The sequence below is a fragment of the Curtobacterium sp. L6-1 genome, from assembly GCF_018885305.1.
Taxonomy (GTDB): Bacteria; Actinomycetota; Actinomycetes; order Actinomycetales; family Microbacteriaceae; genus Curtobacterium; species Curtobacterium aetherium.
Genome location: NZ_CP076544.1, coordinates 2283715 through 2307013, shown reverse-complemented (window position 1 = coordinate 2307013; position 23299 = coordinate 2283715). Strand labels below are relative to the sequence as shown.

Genomic DNA, 23299 nt, shown 5'->3' with positions numbered 1-23299 from the left:
GAACTGTGAACCTCGGCTAGATTGAGGGAACTTCGCCAATCGCACCAGCCATGTCTGTGGTCACGGGGGGATTGACATCTGCGGAGGCAGGGCTCTGGTATCAGGGTCTGTCGGATCAGATCACTAGGGGAACCACTTCATGAAGAAGATCATCGCCGCGGTCGTGCTGGCTGGCGCCGCACTGCTCGCAACCCCGGCCGCCGCCAACGCCGCCGGTTACGCACCCGACTCCGACGTCAGCGTCTCCGGCAGCTACACCGCCGGTGGCACCGCTTTCGTCAGCTTCACCGACGGCGCGTTCCAGAACAACGAGGACGTCAACGTGCAGGTGACCGGCGCCGGCGCCGTGACCCTCGGTGCGCTGCCGACCACGACCGTCTCGAAGACCTACACGGCTTCCCCGACCGGCGCGCTCGTCGTCAAGGTCACCTTCCCGCAGGGCGGCTCGGGCACCTACAGCCTCACCGCCACGGGTGACACCTCCCGCGTCGTCGGCCGCGCCGTCTTCACCATCGCCCCGACCGACGCTGCCGGCGTCGTCGCCGGCAACGGTGCGAACGGTGCCAACGGCACCAACGGTTCGCTCGCCTTCACCGGTTCGACCGTCTCCACCCTGGCCCTCTGGGTCGCCGGTGGCGCCGTCGTCCTCGGTGGCGGCCTGCTCGTGGTGCGCGGCTCGGTCCGTCGCCAGCGCGAGACCGTCTGAGCTTCCGCTCGCTGAACGGAACGAAACCCCCGGAGCCGAGAGGCTCCGGGGGTTTCGTCGTGTTCAGGGGCGGATGGTGGTCACGTGACGACGAGGAGGACGCCGACGACGCCGATGACGGCGAGCGGTGCGACCACCCACAGCCACCACGGGAAGGCGGAGGGTCGACGGAACTGCTGTTGCTTGCGATTCGGGTTCACGTGCTGACCGTAGAGCCGCGAGGTGTCCTGCAGGCGGTTGCTGCGCCTCCCGGCAGCCGAACGCGGTGAATTCTCGGCTTCTCGTAACACACCTGTTCGGCGGCGTCCCCTGTCTGTCCGCAGCAGTGCGGACAAACGACCCGTGTCAGGGCGCCTTCGGCGCCTCCCACACCTCGGCGTACCGCTCCCGCACCAGCGGCCACACCTGCGCCACCGCGTCGTCGACGGTCCGCACCGAGTCGCTCAGCGGGGGAGTGAGCACGAACTCGTGGGGGATCGGCCGGCCGGCACGGTCACGGCGGCCCTCCGGGTCCGGGAAGCGGACCGCGAGCATGCCCGAGCGACGGCGGACGACGGCCGGGACGTCACGGACACCGGCGAACGCCTGCTCGTACCGCGCGAGGGGGTCCTGACCTGGCTGCTCGGTCGCCAGGAAGCGGAAGCCCCACGTGCGACCGCGGGTGGCCCAGATGAAGCTCATGCGTCGTCACTGCGGCGCAGGACGCGCTCCTCGACCCCGCGGTCCAGGTCCTCGGCGAAGCGGGCGAGCACCCGGGTGGTGAACTCGCGCTCGGCTGCCGCCTCGTCCTTGACCTTCGCGACCTTCTTGCTCGCGAAGCTGATCGCCTTGGCGCCGAGGCCGCCGCCGATCATGCTGACCGCGGCGCCGACCAGGTTCGACTTCACGAGCTTCGACGTGCCGAGGAACCCGACGATCGGCCCGACCGCCTTGAGCAGCTGCTCGGCCACCTGGGCACCGCGCTGGCGGGTGTTGGCCCACTTCGCGAAGCGCTCGAACGGCAGCATCGCGGTGATCGGCAGGAGCAGGTCGACACCGGTGCGGCGGGTGACGTCGATCGAGTCCGGTTCGAACGCCGCAGACGACAGCAGCAGGAAGTCCTCACCGACGTCGAGCGCGTCCGGGTCCTGCACGAAGCTCTGCAGCACGGTGCGGAGCTCGTCGAGCTCGCCGCCGGCCTTGCCGATGACGATCTCGCGGAAGGCGTCGACGTCGACGTCGGGCAGTAGGTCGGCCTTCGACAGCGCGAGCGTCCAGATGCGCGGGAACCGGGTCAGGCGCTTGCCGTCCTCGAGCACGTCGTCACGCAGCGCGTACAGGCCGGTGTGGAAGTCGGTGAGCAGTGCTTTCAGGTAGCGGTCCTCCTCGCCGGCGTGCTCGGCGAGGAGCTGCCCGTCGACGAGCAGCACGGCGACGTCGGCGCTGAGGAGCGCTCGGAAGGTCTCGACGCGGCGGGTGGCCTCGTCGGCGGAGCTCGGGTCCTCCTCGAACCACTCGCCCGGGTAGTCGTGCCAGATGATCCGCAGCGGCTTCGACGCCTTCTGCTTCGAGCGGCCCTTGGGCACGGCGTCAGCGGACGGCTCGATGACGAAGCGGTACGAGGTGGCCGCGAACCGGGTCGAGCTCGGCACGGTGTCACCGTCGCGCATGCCCAGGTAGTTGCGGTGCAGGGTGCGGCCCTGCGCGCGGTCCTCGGCGGTCACGGCGTACCGGTTCGCCCGCCGGACGGTCGGCTCCTGCGCCGCCCCGTAGAAGGACGACAGGAGCACGGTCTTGCCGCTCCCGCTGCCACCGAAGACGGCGATCTGCTGTTCCACCATCGGGGTGCTGTTCGAGGCCATGCCCCCGAACGTAGGCGGGGGAGGGTCCGGATCACCTGAGGTGCGGGCGTCAGGTCCGTCGGCGCCGCGCCGCCGCAGTGAGCACGGCCACCCCGAGCAGGCTGCCGACGACCGCACCCATCGTGTTCGCCACCACGTCGTCGATCGTCGCGAAGCGTGCCGGCAGGAACAACGCCTGCCCGGTCTCGATCGCCGCACTGACGAGCAGCCCCGCCCCGGCGCCGGCCCACCACCACCGCGCCCCGGCCAGCAGCACCACGAGCAACCCCAGCGGCACGAAGAACGCCACGTTCGCCAGGGACTCCACCATCTCGTAGCCGAACCAGCTCGGCGCGCCACGGCGCTGGGCGGCCGCGATGACCCTGGCCAGCAGCGGCTGCACGCGGGCGTCGACAGGTGTGCCCCAGAACCCGATCAGGACGACGGCCAGCCCGTAGGCGACGGCGAGCACGAGGGCGACCCGACGGCTGCGGCCGGTCGCGTGCGCACTCGTCCCACCTCGGCGGCGGAGGGCGCGTCCCGACGCGACCACGCGCCGGACGGTGGCGGACCGCCCGTCGTGCGCGCTGGGCTCCGGGTCGTCAGGGGTCACGGGAGCGACGCTACCGGGGCGGGCCTCCCGTGCGGATCCGCCGTCCGGCGAACCGTCGGCCTGGAGGCGCGACCCACCTTCCTGGATTCCGTCCACTTCGCGAGTACCCCGCCGGGTCGCCTGTACCCCGGAAACGTGACGTGCTGTCCCGGTTTTCCGGGGATCGATACCCGCGAGGATCAGGGGAACCCGTGAATCGACGGGGCTGGCTGGTGCCCGCCGGGTGTGCCCCGTAGCGTTGTCCCCGCAAGCAGATGTACCCCAGAACGTGAAGGAGCAGGGCCATGACGATCATCAGCCACGACGTGCACCAGGTCGAGGTGACCCTCGACACGGACACCGTCGACACGATCGCCGTGCTCGAGGCCCAGGTGGCCCACACGCCCTCGCGCGCATCCATCACGTGGACCGAGGTCGAGACCGGCCTCTGGTCCGCGAACTACGGCGGCTACTTCGGTGGCACGGTCGACAAGCGCGACGGGCACTACTTCGTGTCCGACACGTTCGGCCAGTACGTCGGGGACTTCCGCTCGCTGGAGGACGCACAGTCGCGTCTCGCCGAGCGCCTGCACATCGTGCTCCCGCCCGTGATCCGCCCGGTCGACTGACCGGACCCGCACGAACGGAGCGCACCGCAGCTCAGCACCACCCGGAGGCACCGCCACCGGACAGCACGACCGAGGCCCCGCCGGAACACCGGCGGGGCTTTGACGTTCCCGGAGCGGAAAGCGGCTGGTGACGTGTCCCCAGTCCGGGGGGATGTACCCCGAGTTCTCGGGAGTGGTCCCCCCTACTGGGGACTCTTGCTGTCCCCGACCGGTACCAGGTCACTGCCAGGATCAGCAGCGGCGCGAACGACCGTTCTCCCCTCGGCGGGAGCGGTCGACCGCGTCTGGCTCGCTGTCTCGACCCGAAAGTGACTCATGCTGCCTGCTCCCCAGGGCACCGCTGTGCCCCGCCGCGCGTTCGGCCTCCGTCCCCTCGCCATGCTCGGTGCTGCGCTGCTCGTCGGCGCCGGGCTGAGCACCGCAGCGACCGTCGTCACCGCCGCCCCGGCCTCCGCCGCGGTGCAGGCCACGCAGGACGGGCACTTCGTCTGCGACCAGAACACGCTGTACGCGTCGAACAGCGCCGGCAAGGTCGTCGCCATCGACATCACGCAGGGCACGAGCAAGGGGGCGACCGTCGACGTCGCCGACCTGGGCACCGGCGCGAACAACGGTCTGGGCATCTCCCGCGAGGGCGGGAAGCTCTACGCGGCAGGCAACAACACCACCGCGACGCTGCGGTCGTTCGACCCGAAGAGCAACACCGCTTCGGCCGCGGTCACGACCGACAAGGTGCGGCCGGTCATCCGCGGTGCCGTCAACCCCGTCACCGGGTACTACTACTACGGCGACACCACCGGGGCGCTCATGGCGTACGACCCGGCGGCCGACGGCGGCAAGGGCAAGGCGCTCGGCCAGGTCGGCCAGATCAACGGGCTGAAGAACGGCAACGGCGACTTCGCGTTCAGCTCCCGCGGCCTGTTCTTCGTCGTCGCGGCCGACAAGGTCTACCGCGTCGACGCCGAGACCGTCCCCACCGAGGCCGGCACCACGCCGCTCAGCACCACCGAGATCGCGACCCTGCCCGCCGGCACGAACAGCCCCGGCATCGCGTTCTCGTCCGACGGCTACCTGTACGTGTCGAACACGAGCACGAGCACCGCGGGCGGCACCACCACCTCGACGACGACGATCTACCAGCTCGATCCCACCTCGGGCGCGCAGGTCCGGAGCTTCCCGGTCGTCGGCAACTTCAGCGCGAGCGACCTCGCCACCTGCAACTACGCCGACACCGTCACCGGCCGCGCGAGCGTCGACCAGCGTTGGAACAGCGGCGACCAGTTCGGCCTGGCGATCACCGGCGACGGCATCACCGCGACGAGCAAGGGCACCACGGCCACCACCTCGGGCGGCGCCACCGGCCTGCAGGACCAGAAGGCCGGCGCGATCCTCACCACGCCGGGCAAGAAGTACTCCGTCACGCAGACGGCAGCGGGCACCACCGACCTGGCGAACTACCGCACCACGTGGCAGGCCGTCGACGTCAACAGCTCGACCACGGTCGCGACCGGCACCGGCGCGACCGCTGCCTTCACCTTCCCGCAGGCCGTGGGCACCGACGGCACCGACGTCGTCGTGACCTTCACGAACACGCTCGCGCTCGTCCGTGCCGCCACCGCGGCGGACACCTGGTCGACCCCCGTCGGCACCACGCTCGACGTCCCGGCCGCCGGCGTGCTCGCCAACGACGCGGGCACCGGGCTCACCGTCACGAACCACACCGCGCCCGCGCACGGCACGCTGACGATGACCGGGAAGGACGGCGCCTTCTCGTACGTGCCGGACGCCGGCTTCTCGGGCACCGACCAGTTCGACTACACCGCGACGGACGGCGGCGGTCGGACCTCGACGAGCACCGTGACGATCACCGTCACGCCCGCCGCCACCGACGACGCCTTCAGCGTGCACGCCGGCTCGACCGCCACCGCGACCGCTGCGGACGGGGTGCTCGCGAACGACCGCGGCTCCGACCTGACCGTCACCGGCAACAGCGCGCCCGCGCACGGCTCGCTCACCCTGGCCGCCGACGGCTCGTACACCTACACGCCGACCGGTCGCTACTCGGGCCCCGACTCCTTCACCTACACGGCACAGGACGGCGCCGGCCGCACGATCATCGGCACCGTGACCGTCACCGTGCTGCCGACCGCGAAGGCCGACACCGTCGCCGCGACCGCCGGCGAGACGACCACCGTCGTCGCCCCCGGCCTGCTCGGCAACGACCTCGGCTCGGACCTCTTCGTCTCGGGCAACACGACGCCCGCGCACGGCACCGTCACCGTCGACCGCGACGGCACCACCACGTACACGCCCGCGCCGGGCTGGTCCGGGCCGGACAGCTTCGACGTGACGATCACCGACGGCAACGGCAAGAGCGACACCGTCACCGTGACCGTCCGCGTCGCCCCGAAGGCCGTCGACGACACCGCCACGGTGGACGCCGGCAGCACCGTCAGCACCACCACCCGCGCGACCGGCATCCTGGGCAACGACTCCGGGCAGGGCCTGCACGTCACCGCCGCGACCGACCCGACGCACGGCTCGCTGGTGCTCGACACCGCGACCGGCACGTACGGCTACACCCCGGCCGACGGGTTCTCCGGCACGGACGCGTTCGAGTACACCGTGAGCGACGCCGACGGTGCGACGAGCTCCGCGACGGTGACCATCACCGTGCGGCCCGCCGCCACCGCCGACGCCGCGACCACGCCCGCGGACCAGCCCGTGACGATCGACGTCCAGGCGAACGACCACGGCCGCGGCCTCACCACCACGGTCGTCGGGCAGCCGGCGCACGGCACGGTCGCGGTCGGCTCCGACGGCACCGTGCAGTACTCGCCCGCAGCCGGCACCTCCGGCACGGACTCCTTCACCTACACGGTGACCGACGCCGCCGGGAAGACCACCGACCCGGTGACCGTCACCGTCACGGTCACCCCGGTCGCGGTGCGTGACGAGGCCGCCGCGAAGGCGGGCCAGGCCCTGACCATCCCGGCGTCGACGCTGCTCGGCAACGACTCCGGCACCGGCCTCACCGTCACCAAGGTCAGCGGCGCCGCGCACGGCACCGCCACCCTCGGCACCGACGGCTCCGTCGTCTACACGTCCGACCGTGGCTTCTCGGGGACCGAGACCCTCACGTACACGGTGACCGACGCCTCCCGGCAGACCACCACCGCGACGATCACCGTCGTCGTCGGCCCGATGGCGATGCGCGACAGCGCGACCGCCACCGCCGGCTCGACGCTCACCGTCCCGAAGGCCGACGGGGTGCTCGCGAACGACCGCGGCTCCGACCTCACCGCGAAGGTCGACCAGCAGCCGGCGCACGGCGACCTGGTGCTCCGCGGCGACGGCTCGTACACGTACACGCCGGCCCCCGGCTTCTCGGGCAAGGACACCTTCACCTACACGGTCACCGACGGCTCCGGCTCCACCGCGACCGGCCTGGTCACCGTCACCGTCCGGCCGAGCACCGGCGCCGACACCCTGACCACCACGGCGGGCACGCCGCTCGTCGTGACCTCGGGCGCCCTGACCGGCAACGACTCCGGCGTCGGCCTCACCGTCACCGGCGTCACCGGCGGCACCCACGTCACCGTCACGCTCGGGAAGGACGGCGCGGTCACCGTCACGCCGGCCGACGGGTTCTCCGGCACGGACACCGCCACCTACACCGTGACCGACGCGAACGGCTCGACGAGCACCGGCACCGTGACCGTCCAGGTCGCACCGGTCGCCCGTGACGACTCCGGCACCGTCCGCGCGGGGGAGACCCTCGCCCGCACGAGCCGCACCGACGGCGTGCTCGGCAACGACTCGGGCACCGACCTGACCGTCACGCAGCACACCGAGCCGACGCACGGCGTCCTCGTGCTCGACCAGGCGACCGGGGCGGTCAAGTACACGCCGGTCGACGGGTACTCGGGCGACGACTCGTTCACCTACACCGCCACCGACGCGGCCGGCACGCCCGCGACCGCCACCGTGCGGATCGTCGTGACCCCGGCGGCGCAGGACGACACCGCGACCACGTCGGCGAACTGGCCCGTCACGATCGACGTCCAGCGCAACGACGCCGGCACGGAGCTCCGCACCACCGTCGTCACGGCGCCGACGAACGGCACCGCCGTCGTCGAGCGCTCCGGCGCGGTGACCTACACGCCCGCCGCCGGGACCTCCGGCACCGACACCGTCACCTACACGGTGACCGACGCCGCCGGCCGGACCACCGACCCGGTGACCATCACCGTCACCGTGCGGCCCGTCGCCATGACGGACACCGTCGCCACCGACTCGGGGCGTCCGCTGACCATCGCGGCGTCGACGCTGCTCGGCAACGACTCCGGCACCGGCCTCACCGTCACCAAGGTCAGCGGCGCCGCGCACGGCACCGCCACCCTCGGCACCGACGGCTCCGTCGTCTACACGTCCGACCGTGGGTTCTCGGGGACCGAGACCCTCACGTACACGGTGACCGACGCCTCCGGGCAGACCGCCACCGCGACCGTGATCGTCGTCGTCGGCCCGACGGCGATGCGCGACAGCGCGACCGCCACCGCCGGCTCGACGCTCACCGTGTCGGAGGCCGACGGGGTGCTCGCGAACGACCGCGGCTCCGACCTCACCGCGAAGGTCGACCAGCAGCCGGCGCACGGCGACCTGGTGCTCCGCGCTGACGGCTCGTACACGTACACACCGGCCCCCGGCTTCTCGGGCAAGGACACCGCCACGTACACGGCCACCGACGGATCCGGCGAGCAGTCGACCGGCGTCCTGACGATCACGGTCCGCCCGGCAGCCGGTGACGACCGCCGCACCACCCCGGCCGGCACCCCCGTCACCGTCACCTCGGCCGCGCTCACCGCGAACGACACCGGCGTCGGCGTGCTCGTCACCGGCGTCACGGACGGCGCCCACGGCACCGCGACGCTCGACGCCGACCGCTCCGTCACCTACGTGCCGGCGAGCGGCTGGTCCGGCACCGACACCGTCACCGTCACCGTGACCGACGCCATCGGCAGCACCGCGACCAGCACGCTGACGATCACCGTCACCCCGGTCGTCGCCGCCCCCGCCACCAGCGCCACCGCCGACGGGACGCTCGTCGTCCCCGCCGGCCAGGGCGTGCTCGAGGGCGCGACCGGCACCGACCTCGAGGTCACCGACCACACGAAGCCGGCGCACGGCGACGTGGAGGTGGCCCCCGACGGCTCGTACACGTACACCCCGAAGCCGGGCTACTCCGGCCCGGACGGGTTCGACGTGACGGTCACCGACGGCTCCGGCACGCCGACGACCGGCACCGTGACGATCACCGTCACGCCCAAGGCCGTCGACGACACCGCCACCACGACCGCCGGAACCCCCGTCGCCGTCCCGGTCACCGCCAACGACTCCGGCACCGCCCTGCGGGTCAGCGGCGTCGGCACCCCGGCGCACGGCACCGCGACGCGCACCGGCGACGGCACCGTCACCTACGTGCCCGCCGCCGGGTTCTCCGGCACGGACACCTTCCGGTACACCGTCGTCGGCCCCACCGGCGGCACCGCCACCGCGACCGTCACCGTGACCGTGACCCCGACGGCCGTCGACGACGTCGTGAAGACACCCGCCGGCACCCCCGTCGCCGTCCCGGCCGCCACCCTGACCGGGAACGACTCCGGCTCCGCGCTGACGGTCACCGGGCACGGCGACGCCCGCCACGGCACCGTCACCGCCGGGAAGGACGGCGGCCTGGTCTACACGCCGGCCGCCGGGTTCTCCGGCACCGACCGGTTCACCTACCAGGTGACCGACGCCTCCGGACAGACGACGACGGCCACCGTCACCGTCCTGGTCGGCGCCGTCGCGGTCGACGACTGGAGCACCACGCGCACCAACGGCGTCGTGGTGATGCCGGCCGCGAAGGGCGTGCTGTCCGACGACGACGGCACCGGGCTCTGGGCCTCCCTCGACCAGGAGCCGCAGCACGGCACCGTCCGACTCGCGAAGAGCGGCGCCTACCGGTACGTCCCGCCGGCGAACTGGTCCGGCCGCGACTGGTTCACCTACGCCGCGCACGACAGCGAGGGCAACACCGCCTTCGCCCTCGTCGCCATCGACGTCACCCCGACCGCGACCGACGACCGGACCCGTACCGCCGCAGGCAAGACCGTCACGGTGCGCGGACCCGGCGGCCCCGGTGGGCTCGGCGTGCTCGGCAACGACTCCGGCACCGACCTGCGCGTCGTCGACTTCGGCTCCGCGGCGCACGGCACGGCCACGATCGCCGCGGACGGCACGTTCGTCTACACACCGGCGGACGGCTTCTCCGGCGTCGACACCGTGACCTACACGGCGCAGGACGCCTCCGGGCAGCGCACCGACGCCACCGTCACCGTGACGGTCGGCATCACCGCGGTGGACGACGCCGGCAGCACCGTCGCCGGCACCCCGCTCGCGGTCGACGCCCGCCACGGCCTGCTCCGCAACGACCACGGCTCCGCGCTCACCACGACGCTGCACCGGAAGCCCGCACACGGCACCGTCCGCGTGCACGCCGACGGGTCGTACGTCTACACGCCGGCCGCCGGGTTCACCGGACGCGACGACTTCGTGTACGAGGTGACCGACGCCTCCGGGCAGACCACCACCGCCACCGCGACCATCACGGTCGTCGCGGCAGCCGTCGCCACCGACGACCGGGCCACCGGCCGCGCGGGCGAGACCATCCGCGTCGAGCCGCTCGACAACGACTCCGCCACCGGCGGCGCCACGTTCGAGACCGGCACGCTGCACCTGGTCGACCCCGCCACCGGGCACATGACCGACCGCTTCACCGCGGGCCGGTCGGGCACCTGGAGCGTCGCCGACGGGGTCGTCACGTTCACCCCGACGCGCGGCTTCACGGGCACCGTCACGACGGACTACACCGTCCGTGACAGCGCCGGGCAGGTCGTCTCGGCGACGATCACCGTCCGGTACCCCACCGGCATCGCGGCGGTCGCGCACGTGGCCGTGCTCGCCTTCACGGGCAGCACCGGACTGCTCGGCCTGGGGCTCGGTGCGTTCGCACTGCTCCTGGCCGGGGCGGCCCTGCTGCTCCGCCGTCGGGTGGTCGTGCCGGTGGTCGGGCCGCGGCGGCGCCGGTAGGCGGTCCGCGCGGAGCGCCGCGCCGGTCGGGAGGCCCGGACCACGTCAGCTGATCGGCTGACGGGGTCCGGGCCTCCGGCCGTCCGGTGGCCAGGCGCGGGGTGCGTCCGCCGGCGCGGCCGACGTGGCCGACGGTGCGTGGGGCGAAGGCCAGCCCGCTCTCGTGCTGCGGGCCTCCCGTGTGCCAGGATCACGCCGAGGCCGTTCGTCGCGGCCGGGGACGGGGGACGCGATGACGAACAGCGGGACGCAGCGGACGCACGGCAGGACTGCCGCGGCGTCCGGGTGGTGGAACGGCGCACGCGGCGCACTCGTCGCGGCCGTCGTGGTCGCACTCGTGCTGCTGGCGGGCCTCGTCGTCGTGCTGCGGCCCGGCAGCCCCCAGCTGCAGCCGGTCGCCGCGGAGGGTGGCTGCGGCGGGTGGATCGAGGACCTGCCCGGTTGGGACGAGTCGCAGATGACCGTGGGCTTCGGCCTGCGCAACCCGTCGGACCGCCCCGTCGCGGTCCGGGGCGCCAGGGCGACGACCGATCGCGGGCTGCGGTCGGTGGAGTTGTCCCTCCGTCCGATGCCGTCCGGCGGAGAGGAAGCGGCCTTCGGGTGGTCCGGTACCCCGGTGGGCGACGTTGACACCGCTGTGGTCGTCCCCGCGCACGGTGAGGTGTGGGCGGCGGCGGAGATGCACATGCGCCCCGGCGCTCGAGCGGGGCACCTCACCTCGGTGCGTGCCGTGACGGACGGGCCCCTCGGGACCCTCGGGACGCAGGTGCTGCCGGTCGGTGTGGGGATGTCGGGCGTCGGCGAGGAGACGTGCTGACCCGGGTACGCGTTGATAGCGGTTCCGAGGGATCGGCGGCGTGGTGATCCGCGGGGACCTGACGGCACTCGAGGTGATCACGCCGGAGCTCGCGCGGCGGATCGTCCGCCGGGACGAGCGCCCGGGAGACGACTGGCACGCCGAGTACCCCTTCGTGGACGAACTCGTGCCGCTGCGGTCCCTCGCGGCCGCGACGAGCACCGACCCCGTCTTCACCATGTACCTGGTGCGGCGGACGTCGGACGGCGCGGCGGTCGGCGGGATCGGGTTCTCCGGCCCGCCGGACGGCTCTGGGGTCGTGGAGTTCGGGTACGGGTTCGTGCCGTCGGCCAGGGGCGCGGGGCTCGCGACCGAGGCCGTGGCCCTCGCGCTCCGACTCGCGGCGGACGGCGGCGCCGAGACCGCCGTCGCGGACACCGACGCCGTGAACGTCGCGTCCCAGCGGGTCCTCGAGAAGAACGGGTTCGTCGAGGTCGAGCGCAGTGCGACGCTCGTGACCTACCGGAGGAGCCTGGCGCGGCGGGACGCCCTGCGTCCGGGCGAGGACGGAGCGCGCTGAGCGTTGGGCGCCGCTCCGACTGCGATCGCCGAGGGCGCCCCGGTCACGCCCTCAGGACAGCGGCTCGATGAGGTGCGGGCCGTCGTTGCGCACGCTGTTCACCGTCCGGGCGACCTCGTACTGCTCGAGGCCCGCGGCGACCGCGAGCGACTCCCGGTCGAGCAGGGCGAGCAGGTCGTCCGTCCCGGCACCCTCGCCGAGCCAGGCGTCGTAGCCGTCGGGCGTCAGGAACGCCGGCATCCGGTCGTGCACCTCGCCCGGGGCCACGTGGGCGTCGCGGGTGATGATCGCGAGCGACAGCCGCCACTTGTCCGGGTCGTCCTCGGGTTTGGTCGGGTCCGGCCAGGCGCTCACCACGCCCGCCATCGCCAGCGCGCCGCCGGGCTCGTGCACGAAGTGGGGTTCCTTGCCGTCCTCGCGCACGACCCACTCGTAGTAGCCCTGCGCCGGGACGATGCACCGGTTCGTGGCGAAGGCGCGCTTGAACATGCCGCTCGTCGCGACCGTCTCGATGCGGGCGTTGATCGGCTTCGGGCGCTGCTTCGCGAAGTCCTTCGCCCAGCTCGGCACGAAGCCCCAGCTGATCTGCGGGAGCTCACGCTGGCCGTGGCGCTGCCGCACCGCGTACACGGGGTCGGTCGGTGCGACGTTCCAGCTCGGGGCGAGGCCGGCGTGCACCTCGCCCGTGTCCTGGTCGACGTGCTCGGTGCGCGCGGCGAGCTCCCCGACGAGCTCGGGCAGCAGGTCAGCGGTGGTGTCGGAGACGACGAAGCGGCCACACATGGGACCAGTGTGCACGGAGCCGCCGACGTGTGCGCCGCGGTCCAGTCGGCTCGGTCAGACTGGCGGGGTGCAGACCCTCATCGTCACCGCTCACCCCGACCAGGACTCGCTCACGATCGGCATCGCCCGCCAGCTCCGACGGGCCGTGCGGACCGGCGGCGTCGCCCTCGTCGACCTGGTCGCGGAGGGGTTCGACCCGCGCTTCGGCGCTGCGGACCGTGACGCCTACCGCGGGGCGGCGGACGCGCCGGACGACGTCCTCCGCGAGCAGCGTCGGCTCGACGACGTCGACCACCTGGTCCTGGTCTTCCCCGTCTACTGGTGGTCGATGCCGGCGCTCCTGAAGGGCTGGATCGACCGGGTGTTCATCAACGGGTGGGCGTTCGACATCGACCCCGCCGGCGGCACCCGGCGCAACCTCGGCTCGCTCACGGTGCACCTGCTCCCGGTCGCCGGGGACGCCGCCGGGACCTACGACCGGCACGGCTACGAGCAGGCGCTGCGGACGCAGATCGAGCACGGCATCGTCGACTACTGCGGGGCGCAGCGGGGCGCGACGGCGTTCGTGTACGAGTCCGAGCGGGACGACGCGGAGGCCCGGGGCGCGGCCGTCGACGACGCGGTCGCGCGGATCGTGGGGGCGATCGACGGGGCCGACTGACGTCCGCCCGCCGGGCGTCCCGACAGCCGGTCGCCCGTCACGACAGGTCGGTCAAGGAGCGCGACCAAGCGACTTCCGTGCCGAGCCGGCCGGTCCCGACGAACAGGCGCACCTGATGGGCCTCGGCGAGCACGGCCGCCAGGTCGTCCCGGTCGGCGCCGGTGAAGCCGAGTCGCTGCCAGAAGGGCCCCGACCGTCGTGAGAACAGCCACGCTCGCGAGGCCCCCGCCTGCGCCGCTCGTTCCAGTGCGAACACGGCCAGACGCGAGCCGGCACCCGCTGCGCGACGGTTCGGTGCGACGGCCACGCTCCGGATGAGTGCGTGGGCGCCGTCCCGGCTCAACTCGAAGCCGGTGCTGCCGACGATCGTCCCGGCTTCGTCCTGCTCCATCCAGAGATGGACGTCGGGCTCGTCGAGACCGGCGAGGGTGAGGTCAGCGTCGCGCAGGAACGTCCGAAGGCGGTCGGCGTCGTGCCCGGTCACGGTGTGGAACCTCACGCGCTCATCGTCCCAGCGGCCAGCGGCTGCTGTCCGACCGACGAGCCACGAGGCGGACGCGTTCGTGGACACGGTGAAGGACGACCACGAGAACGGCGTCATCTGCTCGAGCTTCCCGAGCGGCTGTCCCCGGAGCACGACGGAGTGACCGCCCCGGTCACCCGCCCTGCGTGAGACCGGTGATGAGGTTGATGGCCACGGCGACCACGAAGGTCCCGAAGAAGTAGGACAGCAGCGCGTGACCCATCGCGACACGGCGGGAGGGGGTCGACGACTGCGTGATGCTGCTCGCGCTGTAGGCCATCCCGATCGAGAACGCCGTGAACGCGAAGTCACTGTACGACGGCTCCTCGTCCTGGTCGAAGTCGAACCGATGGTGGTCGTCGAGGTAGTACATCCGCGCGTACTTGAAGGCGTAGACGGTGTTGATGAGCGCCCAGGCTGCGACGACACCCACGACCGCGAGGATCGCGGACGCGGATCCGATCGCGTCCTTCTCCTGACTGCGGACGAGCGCGAGGACGACCAGCACGAGGCTGAGGAACGTCGCGACGATGATGAGCGAGTCGACCAGCTTCCGCGACCGGTCCTCGTGCCGAGCGAGGGCCTGCGTCCGTGCGGGATCGGCGGGCCACGCTCGGGACCACGCCCAGGTGAGGAACACGGCGGCAGCGATCGCCCAACCGAGGAGTGGCGAGAGCTCGGGGACGCCGAGGACCGCTGCGATCACGGCCACCACCGACCCGACGACGGCGGCGACGACGGCCTGTCCTGACAGGTGGGACATGGGGTTGCCTTCCTGGTCGACCGGTCTTCGTCCGGCGGGTGGGGGGGTTCGGACTCACTGTGTGCGGCATGCGCGGATCACGTCCGGGCGAGCGGGAGGTAGAGGCCGGCACGTTCGGCGCGCACCGCGGCCAGCGTGCGTGACGTCGCGTCCAACTTGACGAGGATGTGCTCGACGTGGGCAGCCACGGTGCGGGGAGCCACCGCCAGCGCACGAGCGATCTCGAGGTTGGAGCAGCCCTCCACCAGGTGGCCCAGTACCTCGAGCTCCCGCGGGGTCAATCCGCGGAGGTGCGTGGCCGGCGAGAGCACGAGGACCCCACAGGCCACCGCGCGGAGCTCTCGTCCGCAGGCCAGCACCGTCACCCGGACGAAGCCGTCGGGCGACCGACGGCTGCCGCGCGGCCACAGGAACGAGACGTGGTTCGCCCCGTCACCGATGGCGTCCCGCGCCGCGGCGACCAGTGCCGATCCTGCTCCGAGGAGCTCGTCGTCGGACAAGCCCGGAAGACCGACGACGCCGTGTCCGGGGAGCAGGACCACGCCTGCTCCGGCTCCGCCGACCAACGCCGCCACGGCTCCGAGATCGCGGACGGGGTCGATCCCGTACGCGAGCTCCGGGAGCACCCGGGCGAACTGCTGGCGAACGGACCGCGAGGGCGGCTCAGCGCTCTGGAACAGCAGGGTGACGAAGCCCACGTGCCGCCCTCCGTCCTCGAACAGAGCGGCGGAGAGCATCTCCTGGAACCCGGCAGGGAGCAGGCACTCCGCCCAGGTCTGCAGGTCTGCCGAGGAGTACTGCAGGTCCGAGAGGCTGATGGCGGGACGTTCGTGATCGGCGCCGGTCGTCTCGATGTCCCGGGCCATCTGGGGGCCGCTCAGGTAGCGGACGCTCGACGCTTCGAGGTCGGTGCTCGCGAGCGAGGTGTAGCCCGGACCGCCCGGTTCGGCCAGCGCCATCCATCCGCCGTCGAACGGGATGTGGTCGTGGAGTTCCTCGAGCATCGCCTGCGCCCGATCGTGGACCGGACCCGGGCGCGCGGCGATCTCGACGAGCTGGTGTGGGCCGGTGCGTTTCACGAGAGTCGACCACCTTCGGGGGATCGGGAGCGGGCAGGGGTCTGAGCTGTCCGAGATCCGTTGCCTGAGGCTTACCACCGGGTCGCTGTCCGCCGCGGCAGATCGCGGCGCATCCGCGTGGGCATGTCTGCCGATGGTGCCTGTCCACCGAGGGGCGTGACATGGAGGTGTCGCGAGGTCGACCGGCCCGCGCACCGTTCGAAGTCCGGTCACTGACGGAGGGAAAGCACCATGAGAGCAGTCGTGTACGAGGGCCCGCACCGGGTCACGGTCAAGGACGTCCCGGATGCGCGGATCGAGCGCGCCACCGACGTGCTGGTGCGCGTCACGACGACGAACATCTGCGGTTCCGACCTCCACATGTACGAGGGGCGCACCAGTTTCGAGACCGGGCGGTGGTTCGGTCACGAGAACATGGGCGAGGTGGTCGAGGTCGGCAGCGGCGTCGACAAGATCGCGGTCGGCGACCACGTCGTCCTGCCCTTCAACGTGGCGTGTGGGCACTGCAAGAACTGCGAACGGGGGTTGACCAACTACTGCCTCACCGCGCAGCCGGTCCCGGAGTGGGCCGGTGCGGCCTACGGGTTCGCGGACATGGGCCCGTGGGCGGGCGGCCAGGCCGAGCTGCTGCGTGTGCCCTGGGGGGACTTCAACTGTCTCCGCCTCGGCGAGGACGCGGAGGAGAAGTCCGCGGACTACGTGATGCTGGCCGACATCTTCCCGACCGGCTACCACGCGACGGAGATGGCGGGCGTGGGTCCGGGCGACCAGACCGTCGTCTACGGCGCCGGGCCGGTCGGCCTGATGGCTGCGCTCTCCGCCACCATCAAGGGCGCGAGCAAGGTCATGGTCGTCGATCGGCACCCGGATCGTCTCCGCTTGGCCGAGTCGATCGGTGCGATCGCGATCGACGACTCGAAGGTCGACCCGGTGGAGGCCGTGCTCGAGCACACGATGGGACTCGGCGCGGACAACGGCTGCGAGTGCGTCGGCTACCAGGCCCACGAACCCAGTGGGGAGGAGCAGCCGAACCTCACGCTCAACCGTCTGGTCCAGTCGGTGCGGTTCACCGGGAGGATCGGCACGGTCGGCGTGTTCGTGCCCCAGGACCCCGGCGGCGCCGACGAACTGGCGAAGCAGGGGCAGGTCGCCTTCGACATGGGGCTGCACTGGTTCAAGGGCCAGACGATGGGCACGGGACAAGCGCCCGTGAAGAAGTACAACCGCCGACTCCGCGACCTGATCGCCGCAGGCAAGGTGACGCCGTCCTTCATCGTCAGCCACGAGCTGTCACTCGACGAGGCGCCCGACGCCTACGAGCACTTCGACAACCGCGACGACGGATGGACCAAGGTCGTCCTCAAGCCCGGGAAGGGGGCCTGACCATGACGGACAAGGCGGCGGTCGCAGTCGGGATCGGGGTGGCCGGGGTCGCAGCGGGACTCGTCGCACGGAGCCTGGTGAAGAAGGAGCGCCAGTCGGACGGCGAGGGAGCGCACCCGGAGGGGTGGAAGGCCGTCACCGTCCTCGGCGAGGCGGACGAGTTCCACAGCGGCGGCGGGTACCCCGAGCCGCTGCAGCACCTCGCGGGATCACTCGAGATCCGGGTCGACCCGGCCCCAGGGGACGAGGGCTTCGAGGTCCACGCCCGGATCCGCGAAGGGGCCGACGTCGACGTCGACGGCGACCCGGACGCGGCGTTGCGGACAGCGCTCCGGGACGCGAAACAGCTCTTCGAGACCGGCGAGGTCCTGCGGGCGACACCGAGACCCCACGGCGACCGGCCGCACACCCTCCTGGGCAGCGCGGTCGACGCGGCAGAAGACGATGCGAAGGGCGAGGGTGTGCTGTGAAGGCGCTGTGCTGGACCGGAGTGGACAAGCTCACGGTCGAGAAGGTCGACGACCCAGAGATCCTCAACACCCAGGACATCATCGTCAAGGTGACGTTGAGCACGACCTGCGGGTCCGACCTCCACCTCCTCGGCGGGTACGTCCCGACGATGCGTGCGGGCGACGTGCTCGGCCACGAGTTCATCGGCGAGGTCGTCGAGGTCGGGTCGGCCGTCACCAAGCACAAGGTCGGTGACCGGGTGGTGGTCTGCTCGTTCATCGCGTGCGGGAAGTGCTGGTACTGCAAGAACGAGCTGTACTCGCTCTGCGACAACGGCAACCCGAACGCCGGCATCCCGGAAGCGCTCTGGGGTCAGGCTCCGGGCGGCTGCTTCGGCTACTCGCACGCGCTGGGCGGCTGGGCCGGGAGTCACGCGGAGTACATCCGGGTGCCCTACGCCGACCAGGGCGCCTTCCCCGTCCCCGACGGGGTCAGCGACGAGCGGGCCCTGTTCGCCTCCGACGCCGCCCCGACGGGGTGGATGGGAGCGGACCTCGGCGGCGTCGGCCCCGGTGACGTCGTCGCCGTCTGGGGCGCCGGCGGCGTCGGGCAGATGGCGGCACGCGCTTCGCTGCTGCTGGGTGCTGAGCGCGTCATCGTGATCGATCGCTTCCAGGAGCGACTGACGCAGGTCGAGCAGGTCATCGGCGCGGAGACCATGAACTACGAGACCAGCGAGGTCACCGCGGAGCTCCGCGAACTGACGGGCGGCCGCGGCCCCGACGTGTGCATCGAGGCGGTCGGGATGGAGGCGCACCGTGACGGCCCCGACTTCGCCTACGACCAGCTGAAGCAGCAGCTGCGCCTGCAGACCGACAGGCCCACGGCCGTTCGAGAGGCCGTGTTCGCGGCGCGGAAGGGTGGCAGCCTCTTCGTGCTGGGTGTCTTCGGGGGCTACGTCGACAAGTTCCCCCTGGGGGCGATCATGAACAAGGGCCTCACACTCCGGTCCGCGCAGCAGCACGGGCACCGGTACATCCCGATGCTCCTGGAACGGATGGCGCGCGACGAGATCGTCACCGAACACCTCGCGACGCACGTGATGCCCCTCGACGACGCCCCGGATGGGTACGCCATGTTCAAGGACAAGACCGACGGATGCGTCCGGGCGGTCTTCCGTCCCTGACCGGCTGCGGAGCCCCCTCCCCACGCGTGTCGCGGGGAGGGGGCTTCACCGCCGTCAGTCGCCGGGGAGGCGGAGCTTCGAGCCCGACGGGAAGCGGTTGCGCGCCGATCCGGCAGTCGGGGCGTCCGTCGCCGTCGGCGGGAGGGCCGCAGCCGCTCGGTGCGCACGCTCGGCGCGACCGAGCCGGAGGACGCGGTCCGGGAGGAGGTCGAGGTAGCCGATCGCGACGATGAACCCGAGGCCGTGGCGGCCGCCGAGCAGGAGCACGGCGACGCCGAGGAACGCGAGCCCCACGAGCCCGGGCGCGGCACGCACGACGTCGACGACGAGCGTCCGGCGCACGAGGGCCGTGTCGTCGAGGACGACGTCACGGTCCTCCGGCCGGACCTCGGGCATCCGTCGGCCGAGGTACCGCTGCACCGAGTCGCGGGCGATGTGCATCGTGTCCGGCCGCACCTGGTACCCGTTGATCGTCGCCGGTGGTTCGTCCCGGCGGCGCACCGGGAAGCACGACACGACGACGAGGCCGGAACACCTGCCACCCCAGTCGGTACACGCGGCCTGTCTACCACCAGCCCTCCGGACCGGCGGACACGCCCGGCCGTGCTGCCCCCGGACCGACCCCGTCCGCGCACCCCCGGGCCTCCACAGCGATCATCCAGCGTCGGTCGCTCACCTGGCGCCATGAGTCTCGACATCGTCTACACCGCCGCCGCCCACGCCACCGGAGGCGGCCGTGACGGACACGTCCGCAGCGAGGACGACCGCATCGACCTCGACACCCGCCCGCCGAAGGAGATGGGCGGCAGCGGCGAGGGCACCAACCCGGAGCAGCTGTTCGCCGCCGGGTACGCCGCCTGCTTCCTCGGCGCCCTGCACGTCGCCGGCAAGCAGCTCGAGCTCGACACCACCGGCGCCGAGGTCTCCGCCGAGGTGAGCATCGGCGGCAAGGGTGCGGGTGGCTTCGGCCTGGCCGTCGAGCTCGACGTCTACGCGCCGAACGTAGCCGGTCCGGAACGCCAGCGTCTCGCCGAGACCGCCCACACCATCTGCCCGTACTCGAACGCCACGCGCGGCAACATCACGGTCACCCTCTCGCTCGTCGACTGACCGCCGCTGCCTAGGCTGGGGCGGTGAGCACCGAGCGCTGCCCCTGCCTGAGCGGCAACCCCTACGACGAGTGCTGCGGGCCCCTGCACGAGGGCGCGCCCGCGCCGACGGCCGAACGGCTCATGCGGTCGCGGTTCTCCGCGTTCGCGCTCGGGCTGCCCGCCTACCTGCTCGACAGCTGGCACCCGAGCACGCGTCCCGCGTCGCTCGAGCTCGACCCGGAACAGCGCTGGACGCGCCTCGACATCATGGACACCCGGTCGGGAGGCCCGTTCGACTCCGCCGGTTCCGTCACCTTCCGCGCGTGGTGGCGCTCCGGCTCCGCGCGGGGGACGCTGGAGGAGGCGAGTTCGTTCGTCCGCGAGGGCGGACGTTGGTACTACGTCGACGGCGTCGTGGCCTGACCCGGCGTCAGCCGATCGTCTCCGGCAGGCCCACGGCGGCGCGCATCGCCCGGCGGACCGCTGCCTCGTCGGGCAGCAGCTCGTCCTCGTCGCCGTGCAGGAAGAACCGGATCTGCCCGATCGCCTGCTCGCTGAGCATGTCGAGCCCGTTGAGCACGCGACCCCCGGCAGCCGCCCACGCCGTGGAGGCCCGGGTCGGCCACGGCTCGTACGCCACGTCGAACAACACCGCATCGGGACCGGACGGCACGAGGGGCAGGTCGTCCGCGGCGCCGCCCGGCAGGGTCGAGACCACGAAGCCCATCGGGTCCGCCGAGCCGAGGTCGTCGAGCGGGTGCACCTCGAGCGTCACCCCGAGCCGGGCGGCGAGCAGGACGAGGTCGCCCGCCTTGCCGGTGTCGCGCAGGAACACCCGGACGAGCCGCGCACCGAGTCGCTGGGCGGCCGCGAGGGCGCTCGCCGCAGTGGCCCCGCCGCCGAGGACCGTCGCCTCGCCGGGGACGTGCCCGAGTGCGGCGACCGGGCGGACGAGCCCGGCGACGTCGGTGTTCGCGCCGGCCAGGACGACCGACGGTCCCTCCTGCCGCACGGCCACGGTGTTCGCCACCCCGAGCTCGTCGACGAGCGGGGTCGTGCGGTCGAGCAAGGGCAGCACCTCGCGCTTCAACGGCATCGTCAGGCTGAGGCCGCGCCACTCCGGACCCAGCCCCGCGACGAACGCGCCCAGTCCGCCGGACGCGACCTCGTGCCTCCCGTACGTGAAGGGGAGGCCGAGCACGTCGTAGGCCGCAGCGTGCAGCGCGGGGGAGAGCGAGTGCGCGATCGGGGAGCCGAGCACCGCGAGGTGCGTGCGGTCGGGGTCGGGGAAGGTCGGTGTCACGCGCCGGAGCCTATCCGCGGGACGGCCGAACGGGTGCGGAGCGGACCGTTAGGTTAGGCTACCCTTCGTGATCCGTACCTCCCTCCCCAAGCGCCGCCGCCTCGGGCGCGTGCTCGCAGCGGCCGGTGCCGTCGTCGCCGCCTCCCTCGTCCTGGCGGGCTGCTCCTCCTCGACCCCGTCCTCGTCCAGTTCGGCCGGCGGCGGGTCGTCCGACGGGGCCTTCCCCGTGTCCATCTCGACCGGGCTCGGCACCACGACCATCGACTCCGCACCGAAGCGCGTCGTCGCCCTCGGCTGGGGAGACGCGGAGACGGCGCTCGAGCTCGGCGTGCAGCCCGTCGGGGCCAGCGACTGGCTCGCGTTCGGCGGCGACGGCGTCGGTCCGTGGCTGCAGGGCGCGTACGACGAGAAGCCGACGATCATCAACACGCTCGAGCCCAGCTACGAGGAGATCCTCAAGCTCAAGCCGGACGTGATCCTCGACGTGAAGAGCTCGGGCGACAAGGACCGCTACGACAAGCTCTCCGCCATCGCCCCGACCGTCGCGATCCCGAAGGGCGGCGAGAACTACCTGACCTCCACGGAGGAGCAGGTCGACATGATCGCGAAGGCGCTCGGCAAGGAGAGCGAGGGCAAGAAGCTCCTCAGCGACCTCGACGACTCCTACGCCGCCGCTCGCAAGGCGCACCCGGAGTTCGAGGGCAAGACCGCGGCGATCGGCGCGTACACGTCCGAGGGCTTCGGCGTCTACGCCTCCCGGGACAGCCGCGCGACGTTCATGCAGAACCTCGGGTTCACCACCCCGAAGGCGATCGACCAGGCTGCCGGCAAGGAGTTCTCGGTGTCGCTGTCGAACGAGAACCTCGACCTGCTCAACGCCGACCTGACCGTCGTGCTGCCGATCTACGTCGAGGCGTCGAAGGCCTCGTCCGACCCGCTGTTCAAGAAGGTGCCGTCGGTCGAGGCCGGGCACTCGATCGTCATCGACGACGCGGACGTCTCCTCGGCGTTCTCGCTCGGGACGACCGCTGCCATCGAGTGGGCGCTCGAGCGGCTGCCGGACGAGTTCGCGGCGAAGCTCGGCTGAGGCCGCGGGGGCGCGGCCGCTCGCGCCGCACGGCCCTGCACGACAGGAACCGGCTCGCGCCACGGGATCCCGTGGCGCGAGCCGGTTCCTGTCGTAAGGCGGCCGGTGGTCGCTCCGCTCGGAGGCGGTGGCCGCTCCGCTCGGAGGCGGTGGCCGCTCCGCTCGGAGGCGCTGGCCGCTCCGCTCGGAGGCGCTGGCCGCTCTGCTCGGATGCGGTGGCCGGCCAGGCTGCCCGGCCCGGCCACGAGGCGGACCGAGGGCGGCGGGGCGGAGGAGGCCGGGCCTCCAGGCCGGGCGGGTCAGTGACCGAACGTTGAACCGAGGAACGCGAAGACCAGCGCGAGGAGCGGGAACGCGCCCTGCATCGACGCCGAGCGCAGGTACTTCGCGCCGGTGCCGGCCAGGACGACGGCCGCACCGAGCATGCTCGCGCAGGAGAACACGACGAGGGTCCAGCCCGTGGCACCGTTGCCGGCGAGCACGAGCACGACACCGAGGATCGCGCCGATCGCGAGGAACAGGTTGTAGAAGCCCTGGTTGAAGGCGAGGGAACGGGTGGCCTGCGCCTCGGCCTCCGAGGCGATCCCGAAGACCTGGCGGACGCGGGGGCTGGTCCACGCCACGGACTCGAGGAAGAAGATGTACACGTGCACGAGGCCCGCGAGGACAGCGAACACACCGGAGATCGCGAGCAGAACGGTCATGGTGCCATCCTCTCAGGACCGGGCGGGTG

At 72.3% G+C, this 23299-nt stretch carries 22 protein-coding genes; 12 read left to right on the top strand and 10 right to left on the bottom strand.

All coding sequences use genetic code 11. From position 1 onward, the window contains the following. Window positions 1-139 precede the first annotated feature (139 nt). Window positions 140-706 carry a hypothetical protein gene (locus KM842_RS10580; RefSeq protein WP_216258206.1) on the top strand — a complete coding sequence of 189 codons (567 nt, stop codon included), beginning with the start codon at window positions 140-142 and terminating at the stop codon, window positions 704-706. 345 nt (window positions 707-1051) lie between these two features. On the opposite strand, the gene KM842_RS10575 is transcribed toward KM842_RS10580, so the two are convergent. From KM842_RS10575 to KM842_RS10565, 3 genes are read right to left on the bottom strand one after another with little or no spacing between them, the layout of a single operon-like run. Next, the gene (locus KM842_RS10575; protein WP_216258204.1) at window positions 1052-1387 is read right to left on the bottom strand and encodes a hypothetical protein; all 336 of its coding nucleotides are present in this window, start codon (window positions 1385-1387) and stop codon (window positions 1052-1054) included. After that, entirely contained in the window at window positions 1384-2547 is a 1164-nt protein-coding gene (locus KM842_RS10570; protein ID WP_253206097.1) for an ATP/GTP-binding protein, read from the bottom strand. Before KM842_RS10570 ends, KM842_RS10575 begins: the two co-directional genes overlap by 4 nt. Before the next feature lie 49 nt (window positions 2548-2596). Further along, window positions 2597-3139 carry a VanZ family protein gene (locus KM842_RS10565; RefSeq protein ID WP_216258202.1) on the bottom strand — a complete coding sequence of 181 codons (543 nt, stop codon included), beginning with the start codon at window positions 3137-3139 and terminating at the stop codon, window positions 2597-2599. A 284-nt stretch (window positions 3140-3423) separates the two neighbouring features. On the opposite strand from KM842_RS10565, the gene KM842_RS10560 reads away from it, so the two are divergent. From KM842_RS10560 to KM842_RS10545, 4 genes are all read left to right on the top strand, one after another. Continuing rightward, window positions 3424-3747: a hypothetical protein gene (locus KM842_RS10560; RefSeq protein ID WP_216258200.1), complete on the top strand. Its 324-nt coding sequence runs from the start codon at window positions 3424-3426 to the stop codon at window positions 3745-3747. A gap of 315 nt (window positions 3748-4062) precedes the next feature. Then, the gene (locus tag KM842_RS10555) at window positions 4063-10881 is read left to right on the top strand and encodes an Ig-like domain-containing protein (RefSeq protein ID WP_216258198.1); all 6819 of its coding nucleotides are present in this window, start codon (window positions 4063-4065) and stop codon (window positions 10879-10881) included. A gap of 232 nt (window positions 10882-11113) precedes the next feature. After that, entirely contained in the window at window positions 11114-11698 is a 585-nt protein-coding gene (locus tag KM842_RS10550; protein ID WP_216258196.1) for a hypothetical protein, read from the top strand. Window positions 11699-11738: 40 nt separating this feature from the next. Continuing rightward, window positions 11739-12257, top strand: coding sequence for a GNAT family N-acetyltransferase (locus KM842_RS10545; RefSeq protein WP_216258194.1), 519 nt, complete (start codon window positions 11739-11741; stop codon window positions 12255-12257). A gap of 51 nt (window positions 12258-12308) precedes the next feature. Here the strand turns inward: KM842_RS10545 and KM842_RS10540 are convergent, their stop codons facing one another. Beyond that, complete coding sequence (locus KM842_RS10540) at window positions 12309-13040, bottom strand: SOS response-associated peptidase (protein WP_216258192.1); 732 nt, start codon at window positions 13038-13040, stop codon at window positions 12309-12311. A 67-nt stretch (window positions 13041-13107) separates the two neighbouring features. Here KM842_RS10540 and KM842_RS10535 point away from each other — a divergent pair, with 67 nt between their 5' ends. Then, the gene (locus tag KM842_RS10535; RefSeq protein ID WP_216258190.1) at window positions 13108-13701 is read left to right on the top strand and encodes an NAD(P)H-dependent oxidoreductase; all 594 of its coding nucleotides are present in this window, start codon (window positions 13108-13110) and stop codon (window positions 13699-13701) included. A 37-nt stretch (window positions 13702-13738) separates the two neighbouring features. Here KM842_RS10535 and KM842_RS10530 read toward each other — a convergent pair whose 3' ends face one another. The 3 genes from KM842_RS10530 to KM842_RS10520 all read right to left on the bottom strand — a co-directional run bounded on the left by KM842_RS10530 (window position 13739) and on the right by KM842_RS10520 (window position 16066). Beyond that, window positions 13739-14200, bottom strand: coding sequence for a GNAT family N-acetyltransferase (locus tag KM842_RS10530; RefSeq protein ID WP_253206096.1), 462 nt, complete (start codon window positions 14198-14200; stop codon window positions 13739-13741). Window positions 14201-14357: 157 nt separating this feature from the next. Further along, the gene (locus tag KM842_RS10525) at window positions 14358-14987 is read right to left on the bottom strand and encodes a DUF1345 domain-containing protein (protein ID WP_216258188.1); all 630 of its coding nucleotides are present in this window, start codon (window positions 14985-14987) and stop codon (window positions 14358-14360) included. Between the two features lie 77 nt (window positions 14988-15064). Further along, the gene (locus KM842_RS10520) at window positions 15065-16066 is read right to left on the bottom strand and encodes a helix-turn-helix transcriptional regulator (RefSeq protein WP_216258186.1); all 1002 of its coding nucleotides are present in this window, start codon (window positions 16064-16066) and stop codon (window positions 15065-15067) included. Window positions 16067-16297: 231 nt separating this feature from the next. Here KM842_RS10520 and KM842_RS10515 point away from each other — a divergent pair, with 231 nt between their 5' ends. The 3 genes from KM842_RS10515 to KM842_RS10505 are packed head-to-tail and all read left to right on the top strand — an operon-like array spanning window position 16298 to window position 19085. After that, complete coding sequence (locus KM842_RS10515) at window positions 16298-17449, top strand: glutathione-independent formaldehyde dehydrogenase (RefSeq protein ID WP_216258184.1); 1152 nt, start codon at window positions 16298-16300, stop codon at window positions 17447-17449. Window positions 17450-17451: 2 nt separating this feature from the next. Next, window positions 17452-17919: a hypothetical protein gene (locus KM842_RS10510; protein ID WP_216258181.1), complete on the top strand. Its 468-nt coding sequence runs from the start codon at window positions 17452-17454 to the stop codon at window positions 17917-17919. A gap of 20 nt (window positions 17920-17939) precedes the next feature. Beyond that, window positions 17940-19085, top strand: a complete 1146-nt coding sequence (locus tag KM842_RS10505) for a zinc-dependent alcohol dehydrogenase (protein ID WP_253206095.1) — start codon at window positions 17940-17942, stop codon at window positions 19083-19085. Window positions 19086-19139: 54 nt separating this feature from the next. Here the strand turns inward: KM842_RS10505 and KM842_RS10500 are convergent, their stop codons facing one another. Continuing rightward, a complete protein-coding gene (locus KM842_RS10500) occupies window positions 19140-19601 on the bottom strand; it encodes a hypothetical protein (RefSeq protein WP_216258176.1) in 462 nt (153 codons plus the stop codon). A 168-nt stretch (window positions 19602-19769) separates the two neighbouring features. On the opposite strand from KM842_RS10500, the gene KM842_RS10495 reads away from it, so the two are divergent. Together KM842_RS10495 and KM842_RS10490 are read left to right on the top strand one after the other, a co-directional pair. Beyond that, entirely contained in the window at window positions 19770-20195 is a 426-nt protein-coding gene (locus KM842_RS10495; RefSeq protein WP_216258174.1) for an organic hydroperoxide resistance protein, read from the top strand. Window positions 20196-20218: 23 nt separating this feature from the next. Continuing rightward, entirely contained in the window at window positions 20219-20599 is a 381-nt protein-coding gene (locus KM842_RS10490; RefSeq protein ID WP_216258172.1) for a YchJ family protein, read from the top strand. 7 nt (window positions 20600-20606) lie between these two features. Here KM842_RS10490 and KM842_RS10485 read toward each other — a convergent pair whose 3' ends face one another. After that, window positions 20607-21479, bottom strand: coding sequence for a shikimate dehydrogenase family protein (locus KM842_RS10485; RefSeq protein WP_216258169.1), 873 nt, complete (start codon window positions 21477-21479; stop codon window positions 20607-20609). A gap of 67 nt (window positions 21480-21546) precedes the next feature. Here KM842_RS10485 and KM842_RS10480 point away from each other — a divergent pair, with 67 nt between their 5' ends. Further along, a complete protein-coding gene (locus tag KM842_RS10480; protein WP_253206094.1) occupies window positions 21547-22566 on the top strand; it encodes an iron-siderophore ABC transporter substrate-binding protein in 1020 nt (339 codons plus the stop codon). Window positions 22567-22865: 299 nt separating this feature from the next. Here KM842_RS10480 and KM842_RS10475 read toward each other — a convergent pair whose 3' ends face one another. Continuing rightward, window positions 22866-23270, bottom strand: coding sequence for a DUF1304 domain-containing protein (locus KM842_RS10475; protein WP_216258167.1), 405 nt, complete (start codon window positions 23268-23270; stop codon window positions 22866-22868). Window positions 23271-23299: the final 29 nt, after the last annotated feature.

Coding starts and splice junctions, on each gene's coding strand:
- KM842_RS10580 (WP_216258206.1), top strand. CDS start 140: ATGAAGAAGATCATCGCCGCGGTCGTGCTGGCTGGCGCCGCACTGCTC.
- KM842_RS10575 (WP_216258204.1), bottom strand. CDS start 1,387: ATGAGCTTCATCTGGGCCACCCGCGGTCGCACGTGGGGCTTCCGCTTC.
- KM842_RS10570 (WP_253206097.1), bottom strand. CDS start 2,547: ATGGCCTCGAACAGCACCCCGATGGTGGAACAGCAGATCGCCGTCTTC.
- KM842_RS10560 (WP_216258200.1), top strand. CDS start 3,424: ATGACGATCATCAGCCACGACGTGCACCAGGTCGAGGTGACCCTCGAC.
- KM842_RS10555 (WP_216258198.1), top strand. CDS start 4,063: ATGCTGCCTGCTCCCCAGGGCACCGCTGTGCCCCGCCGCGCGTTCGGC.
- KM842_RS10550 (WP_216258196.1), top strand. CDS start 11,114: ATGACGAACAGCGGGACGCAGCGGACGCACGGCAGGACTGCCGCGGCG.
- KM842_RS10540 (WP_216258192.1), bottom strand. CDS start 13,040: ATGTGTGGCCGCTTCGTCGTCTCCGACACCACCGCTGACCTGCTGCCC.
- KM842_RS10525 (WP_216258188.1), bottom strand. CDS start 14,987: ATGTCCCACCTGTCAGGACAGGCCGTCGTCGCCGCCGTCGTCGGGTCG.
- KM842_RS10515 (WP_216258184.1), top strand. CDS start 16,298: ATGAGAGCAGTCGTGTACGAGGGCCCGCACCGGGTCACGGTCAAGGAC.
- KM842_RS10510 (WP_216258181.1), top strand. CDS start 17,452: ATGACGGACAAGGCGGCGGTCGCAGTCGGGATCGGGGTGGCCGGGGTC.
- KM842_RS10495 (WP_216258174.1), top strand. CDS start 19,770: ATGAGTCTCGACATCGTCTACACCGCCGCCGCCCACGCCACCGGAGGC.
- KM842_RS10475 (WP_216258167.1), bottom strand. CDS start 23,270: ATGACCGTTCTGCTCGCGATCTCCGGTGTGTTCGCTGTCCTCGCGGGC.